Raw genomic sequence first — 21,729 nt, forward strand, 5'->3', positions numbered from 1 at the left:
ATATCAGGCAAGAGAGAAAAGAACGTACGTTTGCCATGTTGTAGCAATTCTTTCTCCCTCTAAAAAATAAATCAGTCCCGCAGAATGGCTTGGTGCACGCCTTCTCTACAGGACTGATTTATACCTAAAACGAGTTTATTTTACCTATTTAATCACCAAAAGGGCGATTGACTTTGACTTTGTATGAAACTACAACTGTGTCCGGCTGCGCACCTCAAAGATGGCGAATTTCAAGTAATGGCCTTCCTCCACACCCAAAATTTGAGGATGGTCCTTACCAGCTGCTCTCCAGTCTACCAGACGAAGGATTTTGCCGGCATCTGCCGCTGCTTCCTTAATGGTGTCCAAAAACAACTCCGGCCGCATGTGGAACGAGCAACTCGCTGTCACCAGATAGCCGCCCTCATTAACGAGCTTCATCCCGTGCAGGTTGATATCTTTATATCCACGTGTAGCCCCTTTGACAGCGTTCTTCGTTTTGGCAAAGGCTGGCGGATCAAGAATGACCACGTCAAAGGTGCGTCCGCCACCCGCTGTCAGCGGCTTAGACGTATCTCCTTTGCCCCCGGCTCGTGCATTGCGTTCCTCTACACCTTTCACCTGATTACGCAAATATTGAAAAGCATCGTCGACGACAAACTCGACGCGTTCCTCAAAACCGTTCAGCTTGACATTGTCCCGCGCACTTTCAATCGCATGCTCAGAAATATCAAGACAAGTTACTTTTTTAGCACCATATTTACAGGCATTGAGCGTAAAGCTTCCCGTATGTGAAAAACATTCCAATACGGTTGCGCCGTCCCAGAATGGGAATTCAACAACCTTACCACTTTTATTCACTGGCTTCATGACCGTTGTGGTAGCGTCCCCTGAGTCTGTAGCAACTTCTTGTAGCGTAATTCCACTACGTGCTCCCCAACCTGTCATCAACGGTGCTATGGCCGCACGATTTTCACGCTGGTCAAAGAAATAACCCGTCTTCTGGCCCTCTACGATATCAACCTTGATGTGCAGGCCATTTTCCGTCACCACTACATGACGCGGGCAATCACCGTACAAAGGACCCTTCGTTTGTTTCAATCCTTCCAGCTCTCGGATGGATACATCACTGCGCTCATATATACCAACAGGACCCAATACTTCAACGAGCGCATCCCTGATTTCTTCCCTGCGCCGATCCATGCCAAGCGTTAACAGCTGCACAACCAACACATCACCAAAACGGTCTACAATCAGTCCAGGCAAAAAATCAGCCTCACCGTACACCAACCGATAAGCGTCTCCCCCGGTCACAAAACGTTCGCGGTGCTCCAGGCATTTGCGAAAGCGTTGGGCAAAAAAGTTTTGATCCATTGCTTCTAGCGGCTCGTAGGACATCACACGCACTGTAATTTGTGAAGCTGGATTATAGTAGCCTGACGCCAAATAACGCCCCTGATGGTTAACGATACTGACCAAATCGCCTGCCTCTGGCTCCCCTTCGATCTTGGCTATTTCGTTTTTAAACACCCAAGGGTGTGCGTGCTCCAGCCTTTTTTTACGGCTGCGTTCTAATATTACTGAAGGCAAAATCCTTCACTCCTATTCTTAAGTTACTCAAAGTCCTTAAAAGTGCGGTGTTCGATGGGGCGCGGCTCCGCGGATCATTTGATCTTACGATCGCTGTTGCACGGGGATTCTTTGGATTTTATAAATGATTTTAATGGTAAGAATCCCCCTAGGTTTATACTTCCGAAGCAGCTTTCCTTTGGAAAGCTTTCAGGCGAACGCTCTCGCTTCTCCAGATTCAAATGATCCGCTTCGCTACTGCCCGCCTGTATATCGACGTCACGCTTTTAAAGCTTGCGAAGATACTACAAAATTATCGCTCCGTAAAAAAAAGCTCAGCCATGCTTGTCATGGCTGTCCTCGACAGATCATAGGCTGTTTACATAAGTATTTTCACCTAGAAAAGGGGGCTATGCCCGTGTTTATACATGTTATACTCCCGCTGTGCGGCGGGCTGTTTATTTTTTTGGGCGGGATGAAGCTGATGGAAGCAGCCCTCCGGCATTTGGCCGGGCCCTTCCTGACCCGCTGGCTGAATCGCGCCACAGTTTCCCCTTGGCGGGGCATGCTGTTCAGCTCAGGCATTACCGCCCTGTTGCAAAGCAGCACCGCTGTAACGGTGCTGACGATCGGACTGGTCAACGCCGGGCTGTTGACCTATGGCCGCACGCTCGGCATCATTCTCGGCACCAATATCGGTACCTGTCTCACCACCGAGCTGATGGGGCTCCAGCTTGGCAAGCTGGCTGTTCCGCTGCTCTGCGGCTCACTGCTCTGCTGGAGCGCCGCCGTACTGTGGGGAGAATCCGTCTCCGTTCGCCAGTACGCGTCTGCCGGAGTTTCACCCGGCTCCAATGGGCTTAGCCGTCCGCAGGCTGTACAATATATCAGCCTCGTATTTGCTGGATTTTCGCTGATTCTGGCAGGTATCCGCGTAATGCAAACGGTCGGCCCATGGATTGAGCAGGCCGGACTATTCCGCTGGTTTCTTGATCACGCTGCGGCCAACATGTGGTGGGCCTTCGCTGCGGGTGCCTGCCTGACCGCACTGGTTCACAGTAGCGCAGCCGTTATTGGCATGGCGATCAGCCTTGCCGCTGCGGGTGCCTTGCCAGCCGATGTAGGGATCGCCATCGTCATCGGCTCCAATGTAGGCACCTGCGTGACCGCCCTGATTGCCGCTGTTGGCGGCAGCGTGTCCGGCAAATTTGTAGCCTGGTCCCATGTGCTGCTGAACGTAGGCGGAGCCTTGCTCTTTATGCCGTTGATCCCTGGGCTAGAAATGGCCGCCGCCTGGATATCTACCGAGCCCGGAGCCAAGGTAGCCCATGCCCAAACCCTGTTTAACGTCATTAGCTCTCTACTGGTCTTGCCTCTGTGCTACCTACCTGTATGGACTCGTTTAGAGGATCGTATATCTCCCCACAGAATCAAACGTTAATTCCTAGCATGGACAGCGCCTTGCTCAAAATGACATCATTATTGTCATATCCGCCCTGGCGCTGGAGAAGCCATGCTTCCTCAGGCTTATGCCATGCAACTCCCTTAATTTCTTCGATTTGTGCCTGTAAATCCCCATCTAGTGCCTCTACAAGATAATAGTGTACTTCTTTATCCACTTCCCCAAATTCCGGATGCTGATACGTATAAGCAATCATATCTACATGCTGGATAATCCGCCCGTTCAACCCTGTTTCCTCGCGAATTTCACGTAAAGCCGTCTGTTCGATTGTTTCTCCCAACTCCATTTTTCCTTTAGCCAAGGATACCTTGCCATATCGGTCAGTAATGAGCTGAATTTCAAGCTGCTCCCCCTGTTTGCGAAACACAACACCGCCTGCGGAAATTTCCTTTTTTGCTGCCATCCTGTAATCTCCCTTCCTTGCGCAACAAGGATTCCGTCCTCTCTGTAAGGAAAGGCGAAATCCTTGTTTGCCATCTCTATTGCCTTTTCAGGCTTTTTTTGTTCTTACAGAGCTGTTTGCAGCCCATTCTCCAGTACGCGAACCAATTGGCCTTCACTTTCATTAATGCCTGCCTTCGTTAGCTTCACGCGGCATACCTTGCCAACCAGATCCTCAGTACCTTCAAACGCCAGTTGAATATAATTGTCACTATATCCATGGAGTATGCCGCTATCTTCGGTCCCTTTCGGCGCAACTTCCGGAATGACCTCCAGCACCTGACCTACAAACCTCTCAGCATACGCCAGTTGCATTTGCTCTGACAGTTGTATCAGCTCATGCACTCGTGCATTTTTCACGTCTTCGTCCACCTGATCCTCCATACGCGCCGCAGGAGTTCCACTACGCTTGGAGTACGGAAACACATGCATTTCTGAAAAACCGATTTTTTTCATCAGCTCATAGCCATTGCGGAACATTTCATCCGTCTCCCCAGGGAAGCCGACAATTACGTCCGTTGTAATCGCAACATCGGGCATTGCTTTGCGTATCATAAGCATTTTGTTATAAAACTCTTCTGTGGTGTACTTACGACGCATCCGTTTCAATACAGTGTCGTCCCCCGCCTGAAGCGGTATGTGAAAATGACGAACCAGCTTGGTGGAACGGTTCAGTACATCAAGCATTTTTTCATCAATCTGGCTGGCTTCAATCGAACTGATGCGGATACGCTCCAGCCCTTCCACCTTCTCCAGATCCCACAGCAGATCAGATAGATCATAATTATCCATGTCATCACCATAACCGCCAGTATGGATACCTGTGAGTACAATTTCCTTGTAGCCTGCGTGTACCAGTTGGCGCGCCTGTGCAATAATGCTCGCAGCGTCACGACTGCGGGATAGCCCCCGCGACCACGGAATGATGCAGAAGGTACAGAAGTTATTGCACCCATCCTGAATTTTCAAAAAGGCCCGAGTATGATTAGCAAAATCAGGCACATCCATTTCCTCAAATACACGCGTTTTCATAATATTGCGCACGGCGTTCACCGGTTGACGCGTCCCTTGAATTTCCTGCACGAACGGAATGATTTTGTCCCGATCCTGAGTCCCGATAACGAGATCAACGCCAGGAATATCCATAATTTCGGCAGGAGAAGTCTGGGCGTAACAGCCCGTTACTGCCACTATGGCATCTGGATTTCGGCGAATCGCACGGCGAATGATCTGACGACTCTTTTTATCGCCGGTATTCGTAACGGTACATGTATTAATAAGATAGACGTCAGCAGTCTGCTCATCAAAGTCCACCTGTTCATAACCTTCATTTTTAAATAGCTGCCAGATCGCTTCTGTATCATAAAAGTTTACCTTACAGCCCAATGTGTAAAATGCCACTGACGGCATATTAAACCCCTCCCATTTCTCCTGTCTCATATAAAATGCAAGCCAATGCAGCCATTCCTGCGGTCTCAGCACGCAAAATACGTCTTCCCAGTCCTGTAGACTGGGCCCCAGCCTGCTCGGCCTCCAGGCTTTCCGCTTCAGTAAAGCCGCCTTCCGGGCCTACCACCAGCAGAACACGCGGCATGTCCGTCGACGCCCATTGTTCTACCAATGGCTGGATTACATCCCGTAGCTGCTGACCCTGCTCTTTTTCATAACAATAACATATCAAATCATACCCAGCAAAAGAAGCCAGAAGTTCTTTCCACGTCATGGGCGCACTAATTTCTGGAATCCGGTTACGGTGGCTTTGTTCAGCCGCTTCCTTCACAATCTTGCGCCAACGCTCCAGTCGCTTGCCTTCTTTTTTGGCATCATACTGCACGACCGTACGCTCGGACAAAAACGGTACAAACCCGGTTGCTCCGATTTCTGTACATTTTTGCATCACCGTCTCCATCTTGTCTCCTTTAGGAAGACTCTGAGCGATGGTGACCTGCACATGCGGTTCAGAGGTCATCTTCAGCGGCTCAATAATCGTCGCCGTAACATTATCCTGCTCTATCGTATCCAATGCAGCCAGTGCTTCCCTAGATACCCCGTCACTGACTATAATTTTGTCACCACTACGGCCCCGCATGACTTTAGCGATATGCCGCGCGTCCTCACCCGCAACAATCACGTGATCTTCTAGAAATTGCTCTGCCGGGATAAAATAACGCTGCATTCTCTCTCACACCTATTCCTGGATTTTGCAAAAATCCTCATTCTAAAAATAACTGTTATCCACTAATGTTCCGTACAAAATCCGAATAAATCACCAAGCAACATCATATCATCTTTTGCGCCTGTATGACCAGTCTGTTCACTCTTCTATTCAAGGTATACCTACCATTCTCGTAAAAAAAGGAGCCCTTAGGCTCCGAATAATCCAGTGATATAAAAAGAGAACTGCAAAAACTGTATATAAATCATCTGGGCCAGCGTGTAAAGAGGTTCAATCGTTACAACTCGAACCTGTGGAATGACCAGGATAAGCAGAAAAATAAAGATCGACCACTGTTCAAACTGCTGGAGTTTGCGACGTACAGGAGTGGGGGCCACATCTTCCACAATCCGGTATCCATCCAGTGGAGGCAGTGGGATCAAATTAAAGATAAACAAAAACAGATTTAAATTGATCAAAGCATTGATAAACAAATAGATTGCTTGAGCCACCCGTTGGTTCTCCATCCCCGGCAATACTTGAAAATGAAGGAGCACGGCATAGATTAAAGTAGTAACAAATGCAAGCAGCAGATTGCTGAGCGGACCCGCAGCCGATACAATAATGCCCATGAGGCGCGGACGACTAAAGTTATCACGATTAACCGGAACTGGCTTGGCCCAGCCAAAGCCTCCGATCAGCAGCAGTAGCGTACCCAGCAGGTCAATATGCACTGCCGGATTTAAAGTCACGCGCCCAAGTAGCTTGGCTGTAGGGTCACCAAATTTATTGGCATAAAATGCATGTGCAAACTCATGAACCGTGAACGATATGATCACAGCCAGCAAATAAAATGGAAGAACATTTAAATTTACACGAAAAATATTTTGTAAAAAATCCATACTTACCTCTTTCTCGCCACAAACGCCAGCCAATCTTCATCCCGGCTTATTTCGGCAATCTCAAAGCCAGCTGCCTTCAACGCAGTTTCGACAACTTCTTCTTTGTTCTTCCAAATCCCTGAAGCAATATAAATACCACCTGGTTCCAGGGCTTTATATACATCGTCAATGAACAGCAAAATAATCTCTGCTAAAATATTAGCTACCACCAGCTTGACCGGTAACTGGATACCCAGCGTTGGATCGCTTGCATTAAGCACGGATAGCAAATCACTTTCTTTAATGGTAATGCGTTCCTCCAGCCCGTTCAGACGCGTATTTTCCCGCGCACTGGATACTGCCACCGGATCCAGATCCAAGGCAAGTACATGCTTCGCTCCCAGCTTTACAGCTCCAATGGCCAAAATACCGGAACCCGTGCCGACATCAATGACTTCTTCCCCGCCCTTAATCACAGATTCCAGCGTTCTCAGACAAAGGGATGTCGTAGGATGCGTTCCAGTCCCGAAGGCCATACCAGGGTCCAGCTCAATGATTTTTTCCTCTTCACTCGCAGGCTCATAGTCCTCCCAAGTAGGTTTAATCGTCAGACGGTCCGACACACGTAAAGGCTTGAAATATTGCTTCCAAGCATTTGCCCAGTCATCCTCATCAACTGTTTTCAGTTCATACTGAACCTCACCAGGGTCAATATCGAAAGTTCTCAATTCTTCGACGCGCGGCTCAATTTGCGAACGAATACTATCCATGTCCACTTCTTCGGCAAAATAACCTTTGATGATCGCTTGTCCTTCAGGTATGTCGTTCAAAGGTCGATCATACCACTGTCCATAGGACGTATCCCGCGGCTTGTTGAGCGAACCGGATTCTTCAATGGAAACCCCTCCTGCACCTGCTTCGTGCAGAAAATTCGAAATCATTTCGATGGCTTCTTCGGTTGTATGTATTGTAATTTCATTCCACAACATGGTTTTCATTTCCTCCTCATTTCACATGCATACATTACATTGTACTATATACATGCACAGGAGTTCAAAAAAGCTGGTAATCGTCCTTTTCCGATTTCTCCAGCCGGACTTGGAATTGCTACGACGTCTGTATTTATTGATCCTGCTATTTCTGGTGCTGTCAACAACCGCTTAGAGTTAAAAGCCTCGATTGGACTACGTTTCGTCGGTGTCGGCAACATTAGAGTACTTGTACGTATATGGAGAACCGGCAAGGAAATTTATTACGGACTGAAATCCAATGTCTTCGATAACAATATTATTCTTAATGTCGAAACGGTAGACGTTGCGCCTCTGGGCGTGCAAAACTACCAACTAATTATTGAAAATCAAACGCCTGCGACTACTACTTTCGTCGCCGGTCCTCTTGTTTTTAGTGCAACAGCATACAGCGGATAATGAATAGAAAAAGGAAAGAACACAAATAAGACGGGCTATCCCACAAATCATCCTATTGATGGAGATAACCCGTCTTATTAAATTCTACTCATTGTCGTTTATGATACGCTGCTGACGACGGTCAGCTACTTCGCTACGTCGGATCGCTTCCAGATCCTCAGCATCTGCCTGATCTGCTGAGAACTCAACATCTTCATTTTTAGCAGATTGCATGCGTTTGATTTTCTCTGTTTTGGTTAGCACTTTATCAAACCGTTTGTTTTTAGACATCGGTCACTGCCCCTTCCAAACTTTTCACAGCATTCCACCCGCTTGTTCCACGATGGACATTGCCTGATGATGAATGGATTCATCCACCACAGCAGTCAACAAAATATCGCGGCCTGTCGGTCCGCCCTGTCCTCCATCACTCATGCCACTGGCGGACGGATCAGCCGCAGCCAGTATTGCTGGAGTTGCATCTGTAAAGTCCACGCCCTGTGTCAATGAGGACAAGCTGCTAATCTGTCCTGAAAATACAGGCAATCCGGCGTTGCCAGTAGACTGCCGCGGATACCGGCTAAATCGGTCTATCGACACATCGGCTGCCCGGAGAGCTTCCAGTTTTCTAGCAGCTCCCTGTGCTTCCTCAGGACTTTTGAAATACGCCAAAATATTTTTTTCGCCCATCTCAAAATCTCCCTGTGTAGTATTGAGCGCAACTGCTCTTCAAGAGCATAGAGCGTTACGCTTTGTTATATCCTGCTCATTGGCACGATTTTATATTCCGACGGATGCAGACGATATCAAGAACAGTAGGCCAAGACAGTGAACCAGAGTTTGTGAAGAGCATAACTTTTACGGGTGTAAAACAGCTGCTGGAGCTTCACCTGACTTAGCTACTCCTGTCTCCCAAGCAGCGCGAATAACTGCATCCCGTACCTTTTGAACCACCTTCGGATTAAAAACATTCGGTATGATATAAGTTTCACTTAGCTCCTCAGGACAGATCGCATCAGCGATGGCAAGTCCGGCAGCTAGTTTCATTTCCTCATTAATCGTCGTAGCATGGCAATCTAGAGCACCCCGGAAAATTCCCGGGAAGCACAGCACATTGTTAATCTGATTTGGAAAATCGGAGCGGCCAGTAGCGAGCACACGTACATAAGGTGCAGCTACAGCCGGATCGATTTCCGGAATCGGATTCGCCATGGCGAACACAATAGGATCAGTTGCCATGCTCTGTATATCCTCTACAGTCAGTATGTTCGGGCCTGACACACCAATGAATACATCGGCTCCCACAATCACCTCGGATAAACTCCCACTTAAATTGTGCGGATTAGTCATGTTCGCATACTCTGTCCAATGCGGATTACTGTACTCCACATCACGGTGAATAGCTCCCTGTCGATCAACGCCAATCAGATTGCGCACACCTGCCTTAAGCAGCATACGGGAGCAGGCCATACCCGCTGCACCGATTCCTGCAAATACGACTTTGACATCCTCCATTTTTTTGCCACATACCTTTAATGCATTGACCAGACCCGCTAACACAACGACTGCCGTACCATGTTGATCATCATGAAATACTGGAATGTCCAGTTCCTGCTTCAACCGTCTCTCGATTTCAAAACAGCGTGGCGAAGATATATCCTCCAAATTAATGCCGCCAAAAGCAGGAGCAATCATTTTAACAATTTGAACAATTTCATCAGCGTCCTTCGTGTTGAGACAAATCGGAAAGGCGTCGACACCTGCAAATTGTTTGAACAACACCGCTTTACCCTCCATTACAGGCATAGCAGCCTCCGGCCCGATATCTCCTAATCCCAGTACTGCTGTTCCATCTGATACGACCGCTACAGTATTTTTTTTGATCGTTAATTCGAACGCTTTGGCAGGGTCATTGGCAATTTCCATACAAATTTCAGCTACACCCGGCGTATAAACTTTGGACAGCCCCTCCATCGTTTCAATTGGTTTCTTCGGTAAGGTCTCCATTTTGCCACCTGCGTGTAATTCTCTAATTTCATCTATTAAACTGCTCATATTTTTCTCCGTCCTTTCATGTCTCTTTTTGGATATGAATCTCAGTCCTGTGTATAAAACTCATCAGCTCCATAATTGGAGTAACAAAGTTGCTAAAATGACCGTGCCTGCCCCACCAATACGTGTTGCAATTTGCGCAAAAGGCATCAGTTCCATCCGATTGGACGCAGACAGAATGGCTACATCTCCCGTGCCCCCTAATCCACCGCGACAGCTAGTCACCAAAGCAGCTTCTACAGGATACATGTGAATCCATTTTCCTGTGAAGTATCCGGTAACAATCAATGCAACTACAACAGATGCGCAGGTGATGGCATAAGGAACCGTTAAGATCCCAACCACACTATCCAAAGGTACATACAAAATACCCAATCCCACCATCAAGGGCCATGTCAGACTTGCCGTTATACATTTGTATAAGTGAAAAGCTCCCTGCTCCAATGTGTTCGGCATAATCTGAATGCACTTAATTAACGCCGCCGCCAGAATCATGAGGATCGGACCTGGAATATGGAGATACGGCTCCAGCAACTTACCCACAATAAAGAAAGTGCAAGCTAACAGCAGACCTCCTCCCATCAATGGAAAAGAAATCGATTGTTCCAGACTTGCCGGGGCTAGCTTTTCTGCATGTTTTTCTAGTTTCAATAACCTCCCGTTACCTGAAGTTTTTGGATTTTTCTCCGCTAATCTCTTCAGAATACCCGCACCTATGATTGCAACAATGTTCCCGATAATTGCAGCGGGGATAAATTGAGACACGAATATTGCCGAATCCTTGCCCAGCACCAATCCATACGAAATGGACAACGGTAAAATGCCTTCCCCAATCCCACCGGAGATAATCGGAATGATGATGAAAAAAAATGTATGATAGGCGCTATAGCCAAAAGCCATACCCACTATCATCCCCACGGCAACTGCTGCAATAGATCCTATAATAATGGGGGCGAAAATCTTGACAATTCCGTTCATCAGCATTTTCCGATCCATACCAAGAATACTACCCGTTACTAGACATGCGATGTAGAAGTAAAGAAAATTCGAGGTTTTCATAAGCGTGTGTACAGCACCCATCGCAGATGGACTGAACATATTCCAAAATACCATTAACGATGGAACCATAAGAGATAAAATGGCCGGCCCGCCAATATGCTTAAGCAAAGGAAGTTTGGCCCCTAAATCACTGAGCAGTATACCTAAAATCATGATGACGGCAAACCCGCCTAACAGATCGTTCGGAAGTCTTTCAGTGATTGCAGCTGCATAAACAATCAGCGCGATCACGGCATAGAGCGGAAGAGGAATAACCCCCACCTTTACCCTGCCCAGCATTCTAATGCCATCTACAAGATTTTTGCTCCATCTTTGCCCCTTTTGAATGACAGGCTGGTTCGTAGCATTTTCCATAAATCTCCCTCCATAAAGTGAAGAATGATGATCATGTTTCCATTCTACACCTTGGAAAACGCTTTATTTGGTTTTAAAACTAATCATTCACTTTTGTAATTAAAGTAATCGGAAAAAAGGCTTAAATAAAACTATTCATGATGTCTTCTGCCTGTGGCAATATTCGGTATTGGTAAACAGGGCGTCCTATGGTTCCGTATATGGTTTCCATGGAAAGAGCCTCAATCTCTGTCATAAAAGCCAGGTACTTGCGCATAGACACCCTGGATATTCCTGCACTCTCCGCAATATCCTCGGTGGAAAATAGCACCTTGTTATGCCGCTGAATACAATTCCATATCATAGCCAGCGTGGATTTAGTTATGCCTTTGGGCAATCGTGCTAAGTCTTTAGTCAAGCTTTTATGATAAATCAGTCGGTCCAACTCCTCCTGAGAAAGTAGACTGCGCTCACGCACGATGCTAATGTGCTCTCGGTACCCCGTGAGGGCCTCCAAAAAACGGTTAAAGTGGAACGGCTTAATTAAGTAATCCACCGCGCCGAAGTTCATTGCTTTTTTGACACTGTTCATGTCACTTGCAGCCGAGATGACAATGACATCTATATTTACACCTGTCTCCCGTATGAATGACAGTAAATCGAGGCCATTGCTTTCCTGCATATACACATCTAGCAATATCAGATCAATGGCTTGTTCAGCTATATATTTCTTAGCCTCTTCCACAGAAGAAGCCCAACCCCCACATCGGAAACCTTCTACCTGCTCCATATATTTGCGGTTAAATTCCGCAACCATCGGATCATCTTCTACAATCAGGACATTAATCATGTTCATCATTCCCCGCTATAATGTATGGAATCGTAATCTGAAAACAGCACCCTTGCTCGGCTGGGATCAACTTTATACTTCCCTGTAATCTTTTCACGCTTTGCGTCACCAGATAAAGACCCATCCCTCGTGACTCTCCCTTGGTCGAAAAACCTTTTTCAAATATAGCCTTCACAAGCCCTTCCGGTATACCTGGACCATTGTCGCACATGATACAGGTCAGATAACCGTTCTTCTGGCTTTCTTCATAATAAAGTGAAAGGGTAATCCGCTTGTGCTCGAAAGATTCCATCGCCTCCACCGCATTATCAAACAGATTGCCAAGAATAGTAATCAGTTCATGCGTCGTTTGAGTTTGACTGGATTCGGGCAAGTAACTACCTGGAGTCAGTTCAAAACTTACCGCTACCTCTCTGGCCCGGCTTAATTTTCCCAACACAAACCCTGCCATAACCGGGTCCCTAATCTGCCGGGTGATAGAGCCAATTTCCACTTGATGATGCTCGACGGCATCCATAATGTAATGCTCCAGTTTATCATACATTTGCAAGTGCACCATTCCCATAATGACATGCAGCTTGTTCATAAATTCATGAGCCTGCGCACGTAGTGCTTCCGTGTACAGGGACACTCCTGTCAAACGTTCTGCCAGCTGGTTCATTTCGGTTTTATCTCGAAAGGTTACAATTGCTCCCACAATTTCCCCTTTGACCCGTATCGGAACACTGGTAGTCAGCAAAGTTATTCCACCCAGCTCCATTTCCTCATCCATTTGTGGAGTACTCGCTTCCAGGACCTCTTGCAATCGAAAAGCGGATAGATAAACGGTAATTTCCTGTCCGGAGAATGAGAAATCTTCAATCCCCGCTTGTCTAAGTAGACGAATCGCTTCTGCATTCATCAGCATGACGTGACCGAATTCATCTACCGCAATAACTCCTTCCTTGATGGATTGCAACATAGCGCTGCGTTCCTCCAGCAAGCGTGCGATTTCCGGCGGCTCCAGACCGACTAGCATATTTTTGATTTTACGAGCCAGCACTACCGCACCTCCAGTGCCGATCAATATTCCGATGCCAAGGGCGATAGCAATAAGACGGTTGTTGCCTTCCTGAGCCATCTGTACATCTTGCATGGATATACCAACAACAATCGCCCCTACCTGCTTCCCCGTTGGACTGAACACGGGGGAAAAGGCTCTCATGGACAAGCCCAATGTACCCTTCGCAACGGACACGCTCTCATGGCCATGAAGTGCAGTATACTCGTCTCCGCCGACAAAGGCTTTGCCGATCATCCTAGCATCCGGGTGCGTTTTACGAATTCCCTTCATATCCATAGCCACGATGAACTGGATGTGATTTGCTGCTGAGACCCTCTTCACATACTCCTGCATGGAAAGAGACGAACCCGTCCCTTGCAATTGCTCGACAATAAGCGGCGTATGGGCGAGTGTACGCGCGATGGACATTGCCTTTTCTTCCAGTCCCTTCTCAGTTTCCTGCTCCACTCTCTCCGCAAATAACAGGGTTACAGGCAGAAGCACAAGTGCCATAACTAGACATACTAGCAGTGTAATTAGGCCTCTGAGCTTTAATAATGGTTTACCCCGACGCAGCTTGAGCTGTACATTTCCGATGGAACTCACCCCTTTCTACTTGATATTAAGTCTCGATAGTTCAACATGCCTATACAAAAATGGTTATGTATGTGTTTACCTGAATATAAAAAAAGGAACTACCCCGCAATTGCGGAATAGTTTCCTTTGATTCATGGTTGAAGCTCCGCGATTTCTAATTGGGCTTAGTCGCCTCGGAAGGCGCGCTTCACACGGTCAAAAAAAGACTGCTCATTCTCATGCGTCTGTTCTCCGCTAAGCGAAGAGAACTGACGCAGCAAATCCTTTTGTTCCTCACTCAGCTTGCTAGGCGTTATCACAACTACCTTAATATGCTGGTCACCCTGACCAACGCCACGCAGTTTTGGCACACCTTTTCCTTTAAGACGGAAGTAAGTACCTGTTTGCGTACCTGCTGGAACTTTCAACTTCACTTTCTCGGTCAACGTCGGGATCTCGACTTCATCTCCCAATGCTGCCTGTGAGAACGTCAGCGGAATTTCGCAGTAGATATCGTCTCCCTCACGCTCAAAGAAGTCGTGCGATTTCACACGGAACACGACGTACAAGTCACCTGCCGGTCCTCCGTTGACACCGCCTTCGCCTTCACCGTTAATACGCATTTGTGCGCCGTCATCCACACCCGCTGGAATGCGAATATGAATTTTACGTTGCTTGCGTACCCGACCGGAACCGCTACAAGTCGTACATTTTTCTTTAATGATTTTACCGGAACCGCCGCAATTAGAGCAGGCGCGTCGATTAACCATACGACCAAACGGTGTATTCTGCACCACTTCTTCCTGTCCGCTGCCGTGGCAGACGGAGCAGGTTTGTGGTTGAGTACCCGCTTTGGCTCCCGTACCGTGACACGTATCACATGTTTCTGTACGTTCAATATGAATGTCGGTTTCTTTACCGAACACCGCTTCCTTGAACTCAATCGTCATCGTATATTGAAGATCGTTCCCACGCTGCGGTGCATTCGGATCACGTCGACCATTGCCGCCGCCACCAAAGAACATATCAAAAATATCGCCAAATCCGCCACCGAAGTCGGCACCACCACCGAAGCCGCCTCCCATGCCCTGGTTCGGGTCTACATGACCGTACTGGTCATATCTTGCCCGCTTCTGACCATCGCTGAGAACATCGTAAGCTTCTTTGACTTCTTTAAATTTAGTTTCCGCGTCCGCAGCCTTGTTCACGTCCGGATGATACTGACGCGCAAGCTTACGGTAAGCCTTTTTGACTTCATCATCCGAAGCGCCCTTCGCGACGCCCAGCACCTCATAATAATCACGCTTATCAGCCAATGTTCCACCCCCATGCCTACAACGTGTCTGCACTACATATAAAAGGAAAGCCAAAGGCACGGGATGACCCGGCTTTGACCTTCCCATCATTTCAAGGCAGTACAACCCGTAATATGCTTATTTATCTTGGAAATAACTGTTACCCTTCGGCTAATTGTTATTTATCAAGGCAGCTACGCTGCAATTACTATTCAGTATATCATAACGCATCGGTGTACCGTAAAGCTACCACTACCCGATCCGTAACTTAGTCTTTCTTCTGGTCTTCGTCAACAACTTCATAGTCCGCGTCAACCACATTGTCACGGCCTTTGCTGTCTGCTGCGCCGTCTTGGCCTTGTTGAGCCTGTGCTTCTTGAGCAGCTTGCTCATACAGCTTCACAGACAATTGCTGAACGATTTCAGTCAGTTCTTCAGTAGCCTTTTTGATATCTTCCAGGTTGTCGGTTTCCAGCGTTTTTTGCAGATTTTCTTTTGCTGCATTTGCTTTTTCGACTTCGCCTGCATCCGCTTTTTCGCCCAGATCTTTAATCGTTTTGTCTACAGAGTAGATCAGTTGATCCGCAGCGTTTTTCGCTTCTACCAAATCTTTGCGTTTTTTATCTTCTTCCGCATGCAACTCGGCATCCTTCATCATACGTTCTACTTCCTCGTCGCTCAAGCCGCTGGAAGATGTGATCGTAATCTTTTGGCTTTTGCCTGTGCCTTTATCTGTAGCGGATACGTTCACGATACCGTTCGCATCCAGATCAAAGGTAACTTCGATTTGTGGTACACCACGTGGTGCTGGAGGGATATCTCCCAATTGGAAACGACCCAATGTTTTGTTGCCTGCTGCCATTTCACGTTCACCTTGCAACACGTGAATTTCTACGCTAGGCTGATTGTCGGCATATGTCGAGAATACCTGCGATTTGCTCGTAGGGATCGTCGTGTTACGATCAATCATTTTAGTAAATACGCCGCCTGCAGTTTCAATACCGAGGGACAGTGGAGTTACGTCAAGGAGTACAACGTCTTTCACATCACCAGTCAGTACACCCGCTTGAACTGCCGCGCCCAAAGCTACCACTTCATCAGGGTTTACGCCTTTGTGAGGCTCTTTACCTGTCAGCTTTTTGATTGCTTCTTGTACAGCCGGAATACGTGTGGAACCGCCGACCAGAACGATTTTGTCGATGTCGCTAGCACTCATGCCTGCATCTTTCATCGCTTGACGAGTAGGTCCCAAAGTACGTTCTACCAGACCTTCAGACAATTCTTCAAATTTCGCACGAGTCAGGTTTAACTCCAAATGCTGTGGAACGCCATCAGCTACTGTGATAAACGGCAAAGAAATCGTCGTTGTCAGTACGCCAGACAGTTCTTTTTTCGCTTTTTCCGCTGCGTCTTTCAGACGTTGTACAGCAGCTTTATCTTTGCTCAGGTCGATGCCTTGATCTTTTTTGAACTCATTTACGAGGTAATCAATAATCACTTGGTCAAAGTCATCGCCACCCAGCTTGTTATCGCCGCTTGTTGCTTTAACTTCGAAGAAACCGTCGCCCAGTTCCAGAATGGATACGTCGAATGTACCGCCACCCAGGTCATATACCAGGATCGTTTGGTCTTCGGATTTTTCCATACCATATGCCAATGCAGCTGCTGTTGGCTCATTGACAATCCGCAGAACTTCCAGACCGGCAATTTTACCTGCATCCTTGGTTGCTTGACGTTGACCGTCATTGAAGTAAGCTGGAACAGTGATAACAGCTTGAGAAACGGTTTGTCCCAGGTAAGCTTCAGCATCGGATTTCAGCTTTTGCAAAATCATAGCGGAAATTTCCTGTGCGGAATATTCTTTGCCGTCGATGCTTTCTTTATGATTTGTACCCATGTGACGCTTGATGGACATGATTGTACGATCCGGGTTTGTAATTGCTTGGCGTTTTGCTGTTTCCCCTACAGTACGTTCTCCATCTTTTTTGAAACCAACAACGGAAGGGGTTGTGCGTGCGCCTTCCGGATTTGGAATAACGACTGCTTCGCCGCCCTCCATAACAGCCACACAAGAGTTGGTTGTACCTAAGTCAATACCGATTACTTTGCTCATCGGACAATTCCTCCTTCTGTATATACGAGGCCCGCAGGCCAGAATGGTTGAATCAAAATGATGTATTTCTAATGTCAGAATTTTGCAAAATTCGATTCCAGTCGCTCCAAAGTGCAATATTGTTCATTGAAAGTCGCTTATGGGATTTTTGCAAAATCCTCATGTATATTGAAAAAGCTACATGCTCACTTTTACCATCGCTGGACGAAGCACCTTGTCCTTCAGCATGTACCCTTTTTGTACCTCTTCAACAACAATGCCTTCCTCATGCTCTTCGCTCTCCACCTGCATAATAGCCTGATGGAAGTCAGGATTAAACGGTTGTCCCACCGAATTCATGGCCGTTACTCCCTCTGCCTGAAGCACACTCTCAAACTGGCGGAAAATCATTTCCACGCCTTTGCTGAATGACTCAGACTCCGCTCCTTGCGGTGCTGTTGCCAGCGCACGCTCGAAGTTATCCAAAACAGGCACTAACTCGGTAACCAGCTTCATAGATGCATATTTGGCAAGGTCTTCTTTTTCTTTCAGCGTACGACGGCGAAAATTATCAAAATCCGCCTGAGCGCGTAAAAACCGTTGCTGATGCTCTTCCGCCTGAGCGCGAAGCTTATTCAGCTCTGTTTCGCTTTCTTGGTCTTCCAGTGCCGCCGCTTCATTAACCGGCTCTTCCTGCTGGCTCGCTTCGGCGGCTTCCTCTGTGCTTACATTTTGTTGTTTTTCTTCTTGGAACGCTTGTTCTTCCTTCAAAATGTTTCACCTCCTTCAAGTCATAACTACCTTTACAAAAACACGCAACAATGCACCCGCGCAGGATACGAGCCGTATCCCGACGCGGAACATGTAGTACCGCAACCTATGCGGCTTTGTTCTATTTAAACCGCTGCGTTAGCATTGCGGTCAAATCCTTAGACAGGATACCCAAAATATTAATAACTCTCGCATATTCCATCCGTGTCGGACCCAGTATGCCTATAGTGCCCAACGCTTCTCCGTCTACTGCATACGTAGCAGTAATCAGGCTGCAATTGGCAAACGCCTCATGATCATTTTCAGTGCCGATGCGGACTTGAATTTCAGGTGCCCCGACAACAGGTGTCATTAGTTTAAGCAGCGTTGGTGTTTCCTCCAGCAGATCGAGAATATGTTTAACCTTTTCTACATCTTTAAATTCAGGTTGATTAAGCATGTTTGTCGCACCGCTCAAATACAAGCGCTGATCCGATTCATTATCCAGTGCTTTATCCAGCACCTTCATAGCGTCCTCAAAATGAGACACATGCTTCTCCATCTCCTGACCAAGTGCGGTGTAAAGGCGTGATTTAAGCTGATAAATCGGCACACCGACCAGCTTGCTGTTCAGTAAATTCACAACCTTCTCCATCTCGGAAATCGAAATTCCCGGTGGAATATCTACCGTTTTATTCTCCACCTGACCGGTATTGGTCACGATTATCGCCACAGCCGTCGTTTCGTTGAGCGGCAGTAGCTGAAAATGACGCAATGAAGTATGAAAAACCTCCGGCCCAAGCAGGATGGAAGTATAATTGGTCATATGGGACAAAATGCCTGACGCATGCTGGATCACTTGCTCCATTACATTCAGCTTTTCGGCATAAAAGGCTTTCAGTTCCCGCATTTCCATAGGCTTCAGTGTATTCAGTGGTACCAGATGGTCCACATAATAACGATAGCCTTTATGAGACGGGATGCGTCCCGCAGAAGTATGGGGTTGCTCCAGATAGCCCTGTTCCTCCAAATCCGACATTTCATTACGGATCGTGGCCGGGCTGAATCCGACATCCTGCCTTTTGGATATGCTGCGGGAACCCACTGGCTCAGCCGAACGAATGTAGTCATCAATAATCGCATTCAGAATGAGTCTCTGACGTTCGGTTAACAAGCGAATCCCCCCTTGTTGTTTATCCATAATAGCATGATTGTTAAATGGAATCATTAGCACTCGTTCGCGTTGAGTGCTAACCGATAATACAAAAATACCAAACCGACCTGATCATTGTCAAGTCAGATCAGTATTTTCAATAAACAAGATTTATCACAACAGTTTAGTTTACTGGAATGAATCCAGAACGTTTACACTTTTTCACGAAAAACCTCAATATCCAGCGTATAAAAACCGTATTTATGTATAGTGACACAGAAAATAGAAAAACTCGAGACTATGTCTCCATACCATTATAACTTCTTTGTCCTTGAGGAGGAATTAAATTTGAGAACTAATCGCCGCAACCTAGCCGCCTTGTATAAATATAAACACCGAGTTCCATTAGACGGCACTGCATATTTTTATAATGATACTGATTATCATAAGGACCATCCCATAAGAAGCCTGAAGGGAATACCTTCCGAGCTGGAGCCTCATCATCAATTCATTTGGTGGTTGCTCAAAACATATGAGAAATAAACCCGCATTAAACAATGTAGGCTGTATAATATACGCATGATTAGGTCCTGATGAAAAAAGAACTAACCTCATTATTGACAGGTCAGTTCAGTACTTTCAACACTGCGATTTCATCACAATTGTTTTGTTTACTACAGTGAATGCAGTCGGTCCATACCTTTTCAGGGAAAATCTCTTTGCTTACTACATCAAAACCGTTTTTTATAAAAAAGGAGACCTCGTAGGTCAATGCCATAATTTTAAGAATACGTTGCCGCCGTGCTTCTATCATAAGGCCCTCCACGAGCTTAGAGCCAATACCCATACCTTTGTGTCCCTCAGAGATGCCAAGGGAGCGAATCTCTACCAGGTCAGCGCCCAATTTGCATAAAGAACCACAACCAACAACTTCGCCGTCCACCTCTGCAACAATAAACAGCTCCAGTTGGCGCGTTAGCACTTCCCTCGAACGTGGCAGCATAATCCCCCGCTCTGCATAGCCGCTAATCATTTGATATAAAGGCTCCACATCCTCAGGAACCGCACTTCTGCACAATACATCTTTACACACTGAAGCCATCTTGCTCTCCTCCTACCGCTTGCCGCATATAATGAATAAATATACAACATCACGCATAGAATCGCAATACTCCATTTACCCTGCTGTGACAGAATGGTGTAATAAAATGATGGTCCCAGCTTACGAAGTTGAAACGCGCTGTATTGAAGCTACGACTTATGAATTTACCGTGATTGAACCAATAAACTCTGCAAATACATCATTTCCGAATAAAATGCCACGTTCACTCAAACGATAACCGTCCTCAATCGATTCGATTAACCCCGCATTGAGCATTTTTCCAAGAGGAGCAGTAAACGTATCCTCCAACGCCTGACCGAATTGAGCTTCAAAGCGAGACTTGGAAACGCCCTCTAGCATTCTCAAACCGACCATAAGAAAATCCTCCATAGCTTCCGCTACTGGCACCTCAAAGCTATCCAGACGTGGCAAACCATTACGACTAGCCTCCACATAAGGGTTAATGCCCTTAATGTTCATATGGCGCTCTCTGCCAACATATCCATGTGCCCCAGCTCCGAGACCGTAATAGTTCTCATTTCGCCAATAGGTCATGTTGTGCTTGCTCCCCAAGCCTGGTTTTGCGAAATTACTAATCTCATACTGTTCATAGCCCGCTTCTTTCATGCGACGCATGAGGAGTAAGTACATTTCCAGTTCGTCATCCTCATGTGGAAGCGGTAGCTGATTTTTCTGGTACAGCGTGTGGAAAAGCGTGTTTTCTTCAACCTTCAAACTGTAGATAGAGTAATGAGGAAGCTCCAGCTCTAGCGCTCTACTGACGCTTTCATGCAGCATCTCCACCGTTTGATTCGGCAAACCGAACATCAGGTCAATCGACAGGTTGTCCAAGCCAACCTTACGTGCGTTTTCCAAACTACGATATACGTCATCTGTACTGTGAATACGACCTATGCCTGTGAGTAGCTCATTCTGAAAAGCCTGTACTCCAAAGCTGAGTCGATTGACGCCGCCTTCTTTCATCACAGAGAGTTTTTCAAAATCAGTGGTGCCTGGGTTGGCTTCCATGGAGAACTCAATATCTTCCGCCCAATGCGGGAAGTAGGTTCGGACGCTCTTCAGGAAATATTCCATTTCTTTCGGATTTAGGGTAGTTGGTGTTCCACCCCCGACAAAAATGGTTTTAATCTCTCCTGGTGGGTGAAGCTTGACTGTATGTTCCATCTCCCGTTCCAGTGCATACAGATATTCCATAACAGGTTGATCCTTGAGCACATAAGAGTTGAAATCACAGTAAAAGCATTTATTCGTGCAAAAAGGTATATGCAGGTAAACCGCTTGAGGCGCGGATGAATGTTCATGTTTTTGTATGGATGCGGTCATGCCGATCCTCCTTGTCAATTCAGGGAATAGTGAAAAAATGCGCCGAGGTCTCGACAACCGCTTCGTGTTCCATTTGATCTTCTGATCGCTGTTACTCCAGATTCAAATGGACCACTCCGCTGCTGCCTACCACCATCGATCATTTTTTTGTGATATAGGTGTTGCAGTAAGAGTAAAGCAACTATAGA

Annotated in this window: 21 protein-coding genes; 3 read left to right on the forward strand and 18 right to left on the reverse strand. The window is 46.8% G+C overall.

The features are described 5' to 3' along the window. Positions 1–189: 189 nt before the first annotated feature. A complete protein-coding gene (locus ACYCS5_RS02740) occupies positions 190–1,569 on the reverse strand; it encodes a class I SAM-dependent rRNA methyltransferase (protein WP_165149006.1) in 1,380 nt (459 codons plus the stop codon). A gap of 397 nt (positions 1,570–1,966) precedes the next feature. On the opposite strand from ACYCS5_RS02740, the gene ACYCS5_RS02745 reads away from it, so the two are divergent. Further along, positions 1,967–2,989, forward strand: coding sequence for a Na/Pi cotransporter family protein (locus tag ACYCS5_RS02745; RefSeq protein WP_459760758.1), 1,023 nt, complete (start codon positions 1,967–1,969; stop codon positions 2,987–2,989). Here the strand turns inward: ACYCS5_RS02745 and ACYCS5_RS02750 are convergent. The 5 genes from ACYCS5_RS02750 to prmA all read right to left on the reverse strand — a co-directional run bounded on the left by ACYCS5_RS02750 (position 2,979) and on the right by prmA (position 7,476). Further along, complete coding sequence (locus tag ACYCS5_RS02750; protein WP_029515343.1) at positions 2,979–3,413, reverse strand: NUDIX hydrolase; 435 nt, start codon at positions 3,411–3,413, stop codon at positions 2,979–2,981. The genes ACYCS5_RS02745 and ACYCS5_RS02750 overlap by 11 nt on opposite strands. 104 nt (positions 3,414–3,517) lie before the next feature. Then, entirely contained in the window at positions 3,518–4,861 is a 1,344-nt protein-coding gene (gene mtaB, locus ACYCS5_RS02755) for a tRNA (N(6)-L-threonylcarbamoyladenosine(37)-C(2))-methylthiotransferase MtaB (RefSeq protein WP_029515344.1), read from the reverse strand. 1 nt (position 4,862) lies between these two features. Further along, positions 4,863–5,627, reverse strand: a complete 765-nt coding sequence (locus tag ACYCS5_RS02760) for a 16S rRNA (uracil(1498)-N(3))-methyltransferase (protein ID WP_459760759.1) — start codon at positions 5,625–5,627, stop codon at positions 4,863–4,865. 188 nt (positions 5,628–5,815) lie between these two features. Beyond that, positions 5,816–6,508 carry a site-2 protease family protein gene (locus ACYCS5_RS02765; protein ID WP_029515346.1) on the reverse strand — a complete coding sequence of 231 codons (693 nt, stop codon included), beginning with the start codon at positions 6,506–6,508 and terminating at the stop codon, positions 5,816–5,818. 2 nt (positions 6,509–6,510) lie between these two features. Then, a complete protein-coding gene (gene prmA, locus ACYCS5_RS02770; RefSeq protein WP_029515347.1) occupies positions 6,511–7,476 on the reverse strand; it encodes a 50S ribosomal protein L11 methyltransferase in 966 nt (321 codons plus the stop codon). Positions 7,477–7,515: 39 nt separating this feature from the next. On the opposite strand from prmA, the gene ACYCS5_RS02775 reads away from it, so the two are divergent. Further along, positions 7,516–7,914 (forward strand): hypothetical protein, encoded by a 399-nt coding sequence (locus tag ACYCS5_RS02775; RefSeq protein WP_459760760.1) that lies wholly within the window; start codon positions 7,516–7,518, stop codon positions 7,912–7,914. Between the two features lie 84 nt (positions 7,915–7,998). On the opposite strand, the gene ACYCS5_RS02780 is transcribed toward ACYCS5_RS02775, so the two are convergent. The 10 genes from ACYCS5_RS02780 to hrcA all read right to left on the reverse strand — a co-directional run bounded on the left by ACYCS5_RS02780 (position 7,999) and on the right by hrcA (position 19,116). Further along, positions 7,999–8,184 carry a YfhD family protein gene (locus tag ACYCS5_RS02780; protein WP_069290020.1) on the reverse strand — a complete coding sequence of 62 codons (186 nt, stop codon included), beginning with the start codon at positions 8,182–8,184 and terminating at the stop codon, positions 7,999–8,001. Positions 8,185–8,208: 24 nt separating this feature from the next. After that, on the reverse strand, positions 8,209–8,583 hold the full coding sequence (locus ACYCS5_RS02785; protein ID WP_069012560.1) for a hypothetical protein: 375 nt from the start codon (positions 8,581–8,583) through the stop codon (positions 8,209–8,211). 168 nt (positions 8,584–8,751) lie between these two features. Beyond that, positions 8,752–9,948, reverse strand: a complete 1,197-nt coding sequence (locus tag ACYCS5_RS02790) for an NAD(P)-dependent malic enzyme (RefSeq protein WP_069012559.1) — start codon at positions 9,946–9,948, stop codon at positions 8,752–8,754. Between the two features lie 63 nt (positions 9,949–10,011). Continuing rightward, positions 10,012–11,358: a 2-hydroxycarboxylate transporter family protein gene (locus ACYCS5_RS02795; RefSeq protein ID WP_165148994.1), complete on the reverse strand. Its 1,347-nt coding sequence runs from the start codon at positions 11,356–11,358 to the stop codon at positions 10,012–10,014. Positions 11,359–11,479: 121 nt separating this feature from the next. Beyond that, complete coding sequence (gene dcuR / locus ACYCS5_RS02800) at positions 11,480–12,187, reverse strand: two-component system response regulator DcuR (protein WP_165148991.1); 708 nt, start codon at positions 12,185–12,187, stop codon at positions 11,480–11,482. Continuing rightward, positions 12,180–13,835 (reverse strand): DcuS/MalK family sensor histidine kinase, encoded by a 1,656-nt coding sequence (gene dcuS / locus ACYCS5_RS02805; protein ID WP_165148988.1) that lies wholly within the window; start codon positions 13,833–13,835, stop codon positions 12,180–12,182. The genes dcuR and dcuS overlap by 8 nt, the downstream gene beginning before the upstream one ends. Positions 13,836–13,990: 155 nt before the next feature. Beyond that, entirely contained in the window at positions 13,991–15,121 is a 1,131-nt protein-coding gene (gene dnaJ, locus ACYCS5_RS02810; protein WP_029515355.1) for a molecular chaperone DnaJ, read from the reverse strand. 247 nt (positions 15,122–15,368) lie between these two features. Further along, entirely contained in the window at positions 15,369–17,213 is a 1,845-nt protein-coding gene (gene dnaK, locus ACYCS5_RS02815) for a molecular chaperone DnaK (protein WP_029515356.1), read from the reverse strand. Positions 17,214–17,390: 177 nt separating this feature from the next. Continuing rightward, positions 17,391–17,963 carry a nucleotide exchange factor GrpE gene (gene grpE / locus ACYCS5_RS02820; RefSeq protein ID WP_029515357.1) on the reverse strand — a complete coding sequence of 191 codons (573 nt, stop codon included), beginning with the start codon at positions 17,961–17,963 and terminating at the stop codon, positions 17,391–17,393. Positions 17,964–18,084: 121 nt separating this feature from the next. Further along, on the reverse strand, positions 18,085–19,116 hold the full coding sequence (gene hrcA / locus ACYCS5_RS02825) for a heat-inducible transcriptional repressor HrcA (RefSeq protein ID WP_029515358.1): 1,032 nt from the start codon (positions 19,114–19,116) through the stop codon (positions 18,085–18,087). A gap of 327 nt (positions 19,117–19,443) precedes the next feature. Between hrcA and ACYCS5_RS02830 the strand changes: the two genes are divergently transcribed. Beyond that, a complete protein-coding gene (locus tag ACYCS5_RS02830) occupies positions 19,444–19,638 on the forward strand; it encodes a hypothetical protein (protein ID WP_029515359.1) in 195 nt (64 codons plus the stop codon). 82 nt (positions 19,639–19,720) lie between these two features. On the opposite strand, the gene ACYCS5_RS02835 is transcribed toward ACYCS5_RS02830, so the two are convergent. Beyond that, positions 19,721–20,197, reverse strand: a complete 477-nt coding sequence (locus tag ACYCS5_RS02835; protein WP_459760761.1) for an N-acetyltransferase — start codon at positions 20,195–20,197, stop codon at positions 19,721–19,723. A gap of 156 nt (positions 20,198–20,353) precedes the next feature. Then, entirely contained in the window at positions 20,354–21,541 is a 1,188-nt protein-coding gene (hemW, locus tag ACYCS5_RS02840; protein WP_165148985.1) for a radical SAM family heme chaperone HemW, read from the reverse strand. Between the last annotated feature and the right edge of the window lie 188 nt (positions 21,542–21,729).

This window comes from Paenibacillus sp. SEL3, assembly GCF_054602585.1.

Excerpts from the sequence above, each read along its gene's own strand:
- ACYCS5_RS02750 (WP_029515343.1), bottom strand. The coding sequence starts at position 3,413 with ATGGCAGCAAAAAAGGAAATTTCCGCAGGCGGTGTTGTGTTTCGCAAA.
- ACYCS5_RS02780 (WP_069290020.1), bottom strand. The coding sequence starts at position 8,184 with ATGTCTAAAAACAAACGGTTTGATAAAGTGCTAACCAAAACAGAGAAA.
- ACYCS5_RS02785 (WP_069012560.1), bottom strand. The coding sequence starts at position 8,583 with ATGGGCGAAAAAAATATTTTGGCGTATTTCAAAAGTCCTGAGGAAGCA.
- hemW (WP_165148985.1), bottom strand. The coding sequence starts at position 21,541 with ATGACCGCATCCATACAAAAACATGAACATTCATCCGCGCCTCAAGCG.
- ACYCS5_RS02760 (WP_459760759.1), bottom strand. The coding sequence starts at position 5,627 with ATGCAGCGTTATTTTATCCCGGCAGAGCAATTTCTAGAAGATCACGTG.
- prmA (WP_029515347.1), bottom strand. The coding sequence starts at position 7,476 with ATGTTGTGGAATGAAATTACAATACATACAACCGAAGAAGCCATCGAA.
- ACYCS5_RS02835 (WP_459760761.1), bottom strand. The coding sequence starts at position 20,197 with ATGGCTTCAGTGTGTAAAGATGTATTGTGCAGAAGTGCGGTTCCTGAG.
- dnaK (WP_029515356.1), bottom strand. The coding sequence starts at position 17,213 with ATGAGCAAAGTAATCGGTATTGACTTAGGTACAACCAACTCTTGTGTG.
- mtaB (WP_029515344.1), bottom strand. The coding sequence starts at position 4,861 with ATGCCGTCAGTGGCATTTTACACATTGGGCTGTAAGGTAAACTTTTAT.
- dcuR (WP_165148991.1), bottom strand. The coding sequence starts at position 12,187 with ATGATTAATGTCCTGATTGTAGAAGATGATCCGATGGTTGCGGAATTT.
- ACYCS5_RS02795 (WP_165148994.1), bottom strand. The coding sequence starts at position 11,358 with ATGGAAAATGCTACGAACCAGCCTGTCATTCAAAAGGGGCAAAGATGG.
- ACYCS5_RS02790 (WP_069012559.1), bottom strand. The coding sequence starts at position 9,948 with ATGAGCAGTTTAATAGATGAAATTAGAGAATTACACGCAGGTGGCAAA.
- ACYCS5_RS02765 (WP_029515346.1), bottom strand. The coding sequence starts at position 6,508 with ATGGATTTTTTACAAAATATTTTTCGTGTAAATTTAAATGTTCTTCCA.